3 protein-coding genes are annotated in these 6,841 nt (G+C 61.0%); 1 reads left to right on the forward strand and 2 read right to left on the reverse strand.

The features are described 5' to 3' along the window. Positions 1-326 precede the first annotated feature (326 nt). Both HV670_RS29055 and HV670_RS29060 read right to left on the reverse strand, forming a co-directional pair. Positions 327-2,240, reverse strand: coding sequence for a potassium transporter Kup (locus tag HV670_RS29055; protein ID WP_425511486.1), 1,914 nt, complete (start codon positions 2,238-2,240; stop codon positions 327-329). A gap of 423 nt (positions 2,241-2,663) precedes the next feature. After that, positions 2,664-3,284 (reverse strand): phosphatase PAP2 family protein, encoded by a 621-nt coding sequence (locus HV670_RS29060; RefSeq protein ID WP_175108396.1) that lies wholly within the window; start codon positions 3,282-3,284, stop codon positions 2,664-2,666. 1,580 nt (positions 3,285-4,864) lie between these two features. Here HV670_RS29060 and HV670_RS29070 point away from each other — a divergent pair. Continuing rightward, a complete protein-coding gene (locus HV670_RS29070) occupies positions 4,865-6,568 on the forward strand; it encodes a methyl-accepting chemotaxis protein (protein ID WP_175108397.1) in 1,704 nt (567 codons plus the stop codon). Positions 6,569-6,841 lie beyond the last annotated feature (273 nt).

Consider the following 6,841-nt stretch of genomic DNA (forward strand, 5'->3'; position numbering starts at 1 on the left):
AAAACTTTGCGTACGGCTGTCGCCCTGAACGAACCGCTTCATCTCGCTCGCCTCCGATACCAGATGAGAAATCATAGCGGTTCAAAATGACGTTTTGACACAATCTGGGCCGCAAGCCGACTTTCGTAGTTATGCTTCGATTGGCGGTTCCTGGCCGGCTACCGTCTCATGCAGTCGGCCGCAGCCGACCCCTTTGAGTCGCTCAGAAGCTCATTCCCTTCAGCCCGCAAGATATATGTGATTCGAGCGCACCATTCTTCGTGCGTCGACCTTGTCGCCATGCCGTCATGGACTCGGAGTGTGCGAAGCTTGGCGCAGGTTTCACCTCATATTTCGACGCGCGAACCCAGCTCGATCACCCGGTTTGCGGTCAGCTTGAAATAAGCCGCAATGTTGCCGATGTTGTGCACCATCACGCTGAACAGTCGTTCACGCCACACCGGCATGCCCTTGCCTCCGGTCGCCACCACAGTGGCATGACTGAGGAAATAGGACACCTGCGCCGGATCGACCACCAGGCCCTTCGGTTCGCAGTCACGCAGCGCTTGCGGCAAGTTGGCCTCGTCCTTGAAGCCGTAGGTCACGACGATGCTGTGGCAGTTGTGGCCCAGCGGCGTGATCGCCACGCGCTGCTCGCGCGGCACATAAGGCACATCCAGGTTGGTCACGTGTACGAACAGCGCACGCTCATGCAGCACGTGGTTGTGTTCCAGGTTGTTGACCAGCGCGTGCGGCACGACGTTGATGTCGATGCTCAGGAACACGGCGGTGCCGGGCACGCGTATCGTTTCCTTCGCAAACAGGCCGTCCAGATACTGGGCGAGCGACAGCGTGCCCGCATGGGTGTGGGCCTCTTCGACCATCAGTGCACGACCGCGGTGCCAGGTAGACATGACAATGAACATGATGGCGCCCAGCAGCAGCGGGAACCACCCGCCGTCCACAAACTTGAGTAGGTTGGCCGAGAAGAACGCGAAGTCGATGACGAAGAAGAAGCCGGTGGCCAGCACGCACAGCAACCAGTTGTAGTGCCAGGCGTAACGCACCACGTAGAACGTGAGGAAGGTGGTGATCATCATGGTGCCCGTCACCGCAATACCGTAGGCCGAACCCAGCGCCGTAGAGGAACCGAAGCCCAGCACCGCCGCCACCACCCCGATCAACAGCAGCCAGTTGATGGCGGGCACGTAGATCTGGCCGACCTCACGCTCGGAGGTGTGGACGATGCCCATGCGCGGCATGAAGCCCAATTGCATGGCCTGTTTGGTCATGGAAAACGCACCGCTGATCACCGCCTGCGACGCGATCACAGTCGCCACCGTGGCCAGCAACACCATCGGGAACAGCGCCACCGACGGGAAGAGGCGGAAGAAGGGGTTGTCCACGGCCTTGGCGTCCGACAACAGCAGCGCGCCCTGGCCCAGGTAGTTGAGCCCCAGAGCGGGTAGCACCAGAGCGAACCACGACAGGCGGATCGGCGGTGCGCCGAAGTGACCCATGTCAGCATACAGCGCCTCGGCACCCGTCAGCGCCAGCACCAACGCACCGAGTGAGACAAACGCCAACCAGCCGTTGCGCACCAGGAATTCGAGGCCCAGGAACGGGTTGAAAGCGGCCAGGACGGCCGGCGCGCGACTGACGTTGAGCAGTCCCGACACCGCAATCACGCCGAACCACAGCACCATCACCGGCCCGAACACCGCGCCGATACCGGTCGTGCCGCGCCGCTGCACCAGGAACAAGGCGATCAGCACGATAAGCGCGATCGACACCACGAAGGGCTTGAGGCGCGGTTCCGCCACTTGCAGCCCTTCCACCGCGCTGAGCACCGAGATGGCCGGCGTGATGACACCGTCGCCGTAGAACAGCGCCGCGCCGAACGCGCCGGCGAGCAGGAGCCCGTTGCGCAGGCGGGGCCGATCCATCACCGAACTGGACGCCAGCGCCAGCAGCGCCATGATGCCGCCCTCGCCGTGGTTGTGGGCGCGCATGATCAGCGTCACGTACTTCAGCGTCACCACGATCATCAGCGACCAAATGATGAGCGACACCACCCCCAGCACGTTGGCGCGGGTGAGCGTCAGCCCGTGATTCACGTCGAATACCGTACTCATCGTGTAGAGCGGGCTGGTGCCGATGTCGCCGAACACGATGCCGATGGCGGCCAGCGCCAACTTGGCCATTGACCCGTCGACGTGGCGGATCTGGGCTCCGGCTTGCGGGCCTGAAGGCGATTCCATAAACGGCTCCTTCTCAGTGGGTGCCCCCCCGCCAGCGAACGGCGCGCCGGCCCGCAAGCGCCGGACGGCCCGTCTGGCACGCTGATTCTCCTGAGTACTGATCAGCGGTCAGCCTATCTGATACCAGCGTACTAAATAATGCTCAGGAACCGAACTTCAAAGATTGCACGTGACCGGCTCAAACTGGCCGAACTACCCGTCCGTCGCTTGGCGACCCCGTTTCGGTCCTTCGACGCAACGTGGTGGAATCGGCGGGTTTCGAGAATCAAACGGCCATTTCCTCGCAATGACCCGTTCGTGACGCTCGATGCGGGCGGTTGCGAGCAACTTTCCACGTCGACCTTGCGGAGGGTTGCGCAAAGGAGATCGGGCCACGGCCATGCCGCCATCTGCACACGACTCACGTCCGTTTCGCAACGAGACCTAGAACCGCTTCGCAAAGCCTACCGTCAAGCCGTGCGGAAGAATCTGCACGAACAGCGGTGTCTGCCATCTGGTGCTCCAGTATCCAACCGCCGTGCCCAGTGCCCAGCCGGCCAGGACGTCGGTCTGCCAATGGGCCTGGCTTTTCATGCGCGCGATCGAATCGTAGAGCGGCAACACTTCGAGCGCCCAGACCCACGGATCACGCCGGCCATAGTTAACGATGAACGGCGTCACGAAACTCGCCTGCAGGGTGACTTCGCCACTGGGAAAGCTGTGTCCGCCGCTGAACCATTGGTTAGGTCCCTGGCCGGCGATGGGCCGCTGGCGACCGAACGCGAGCTGCATGCCGTGTGCAGCGACCGCGGATATGACCGAAGCATCGGCCGTTTGCCAGAATGTATGGCCCAGTTCATTCTCGTTCCCGAGCCACAGCGCCCCGCCCACCTCTGTGGCTATCACGGCGTATTCGAGCGCGAGCTGAACGTTGCGGTTCCATATGCCGCTCTGGTCCAGCGCTAGTTCGTGATCGAATCCGCCTGCATGAGCGCCCGAAAAAGTGAGCGCCGTGATCGCGGCTGCACCGCACCGCCTCACTACCAGCCTGATTCCAGAAGTCATCGATCCACCTCGCGAAACGTTGTGGCGAAAGGGTCGCGAAACTTTCCTTAAGACATCCTTAATACACATCGTGAACGACTTCCAACCCGTTAGCGCACCAGTCACTGCAATTCCGACGATGTGGCTCGTCCGGGCCAGTGTTCTCACCGCATTTTGACGCTCCACAATAAACCCTGTCCATCCGGCGCAGCACCATGAGTGGTCTCACGAAACCGACATAGTATGGCGAACCCCTCTCCCTGCCGCTACGGACCCCTTGACCAATTCCTTCGCTGGTCCACAGCGATACTCGTTCTCATGGAATTCACGTTTGCACCGTGGAGGATGGTCGACACGTGGTCCGACGCTCTGCAGGTTTCACGATGGATGAGCGTCGCTGCGAGCGCCGTTCGATGGGCGCTGTACGTGTTTCTATCCGCGCTCCCACTTACAGCCATTATCGGTGCTTGGCTTGAGGGCCATGCGCTCACGCTTCCCGGGGCAATCGAAATTCGATCCGTCTTCAAGGATTTGCATATTGTAGGTGCTGCCAGAGCGCGGATCCACACAATGCTCGGCGATGCGACAATGTGGCTGGCGGGATTTCGCGCACTTGTTGCGCTTTATCCCCACTATGTCCTGAAGGATGAAGTTCTCACGTCGCTCCTGCCGCGTTGGTCTGCTCTTTGGCGTTCGAGGCGTAGTTAAGGCACCCGTGATCGGTCCCGGAGGGAAGCGGCGGCGCAACGCTCAAAAATATAATCGTGGTATGCGCCCGCCACCACGTTACAGCTGATGCCGGAATTACCCAATGCGGTAGCGAGTGCTGCGGTCAAGCCCACCGCCTCCAAGGCTGAATTCACAGTCAAGGTGATCCAAGCGCATCTGAACAAGGCATTCAGACCGCCCCTCCGTGTATCCGCCTCACTCATAACGATAGACAAGCCCTCGGGCTCGCGGATTGATGATTGTCCGACCAATTGAAGGGGAGTGTCGAACGACTGAAATTGACGGTCGGGCGCGGAAGCTCAACGTCAAATCGCGCAACCTGTCCACCGACCAGTGGACCCGTTGCAGCCCCTCAGCTAGTTTCTGCGAATGTCACCACCGCGCTCCACAGCGGCCGCTCTGGCCTACTCAGGCCGGTCGGCGTAACGAAAGGCCGCCGATCCGAGGTCGCTTCCAAGTATGGACGTGCCGGTTGTCGGTCCATCGAAGACTCCTGTGGCCCACACCTGTGCAGGATGCCTAGGGCGTTTGTCAAATCATGGCCTGGCCGCGATTCGGACGGAGCCGTACGCAACGGGCAGCGCCGTGGTTCCCCGAGGGTACCTGCCATCGGGCGCTTCGCTGGCACCGATGCGGCAGCGGGCCACTCAGGTGCAGGCTCGGGCTCAAGGCGCGGTCAGCGTCGGCCGGGTGGCTGGGCTATCAGTGAGGTTGAAGTTCATCGAATTACCGCCAGGTGCGCGACGCGCGTTCTAATTCGCCTGAATATTTACAGCGAACTGCCGTTATCCATGTGAAGGATGATGTTACTTACAAAAGTCTAGTTTGGTGAATTGCCTGCTCCTTGCTCTCAATCTGAAAGGTTTGCAAATATGAAGCTGTCGTTCGTCCAGAAGCTCTGGTTGCCACTGATCCTGAGCCTGCTGTGTCTCGCCGGGATATCGATCTATAACGCTTACCAGACTCGAGAAATGCGTCTTGACGAGCGCAAGGCGGACCTGAAACATGCATCGGAGGTTGCGCTGAGTGTCGTCAAGACCTTCGGCGATCAGGCCGCCGCCGGCACCGTGCCCGTCGCGGAAGCCCAGAAGCGGGCCATGGACAGCGTCCGGAATATGCGGTACGGCGAAGACGGCTATTTCGTGATCCTCAATTCGCACCCGACAGTGCTGATGAACCCGGCAAAACCGGCATTGGAAGGCAAGAACGTCAGCGACTACAAGGATCCGAATGGCGTCTACTTCTTCAGAGACATAGTCGCTGTTATCAAGCATGACGGTCAGGGCTTTACCGCGTCTTCGTTTCCGAAAATAGGTGGAACCGAAGCCTCTCCGAAAATCGTCTATAACGTGTCCTATCAGTCGTGGGACTGGATTCTCACGACAGGGCTTTATGTCGACGACCTCGATGCGGCATTCCGCTCGACGCTGTACCAGAGCCTCGGGATTCTGGTGGTACTGGCCGGCGCCCTGTCGGCTATCGTGGTGCTGCTCAACCGGGGCATCTTCCGCTCGCTGGGCGGTGAGCCGTCCTATGCTGCCGAAATCGCCAACCAGATTGCCAGTAACGATCTGACAGCGATGGTGAAGACGGCACCCGACGACCGCTCGAGCCTGCTGTTTTCGATGAAGCGCATGCAGGAGCAGCTCGCACAAACGATCGGCACGATCAAATTGTCGGCCGACTCGATTGCTACCGCCACGCACCAGATTGCCGCGGGCAACCAGGACTTGTCACAGCGCACAGAAGAGCAGGCCGCCTCGCTCGAGGAGACGGCGTCGAGCATGGAGCAACTGACCTCGACCGTCACCCAGAATGCCGACAATGCCGGTCAGGCTAACCAGCTCGCCGCGCAGGCCGCCCAGGTGGCGGAACGGGGGGGCACCGTGGTGTCGCGCGTGGTCGAAACCATGGAGGGCATCAACGCCAGCTCGGACAAGATCACCAACATTGTCGGCATCATCGAGGGTATCGCCTTCCAGACCAATATCCTCGCATTGAACGCGGCCGTCGAAGCGGCGCGGGCGGGTGAGCAGGGGAGAGGCTTCGCAGTGGTGGCCTCGGAAGTGCGGTCTCTGGCGCAGCGCTCCTCGGCGGCCGCGAAGGAAATCAAGGAGTTGATCCATGACTCTGTGGAGCGCGTGCAGGCAGGCGCCGGCCATGTCCGGGAGGCGGGTGAGAAGATGCGCCAGATCACTCACGAGATCAGGCGCGTGACCGACATCATGGGTGAAATCACCGCCGCCTCGCGGGAACAGAGCAAGGGCATCGGCCAGGTCAACCAGGCCGTCACGCAGATGGATGTCGTCACGCAGCAGAACGCGGCGCTGGTCGAGCAGGCGGCGGCGGCTGCCAGCTCGCTTGAGTCGCAGGCAGGCGATCTGAAAGCCTCCGTTTCGATGTTCAGGCTGAACCACTCACCTGACGTCGACGTGCGCCGTCCTGTCGCGCAAACGCACACGACGGCGGCTCGGGCGCGCCTTCGGGCACCAGCCACGGCGGCCCTGAAGCGGCCCGCACCGCAGCCCGTCTGGGTAACGCAAGCCGCCGAGGCTGAAGAATGGAACAGCCTTTAGAAGCTATGCATATCACGGGGTGATTGGCCGGCAGAGTAGTCCGCCCGGCCTGGCTCTGAAGGTTTGCCGCTCAACGTACAAAACGCCGGTGGACAGGGCTCCTCGGGATCCCCCGTGGAAAGCTCGCAAGCAGACGTTCGCCAACCGGCTGCGAAGGACCGTTCATGGCCCAGATTGTGTCAAAACGCTTTTTGGGGCGCTAAAATTTGCCATCCGATCGCGAGGGATGAGCAAGATGAAGCGGTTCGTTCAAGGTGACAATCGTACGCAAAG

The sequence above is a fragment of the Pararobbsia alpina genome, from assembly GCF_902859895.1.
GTDB classification, from domain to species: domain Bacteria; phylum Pseudomonadota; class Gammaproteobacteria; order Burkholderiales; family Burkholderiaceae; genus Pararobbsia; species Pararobbsia alpina.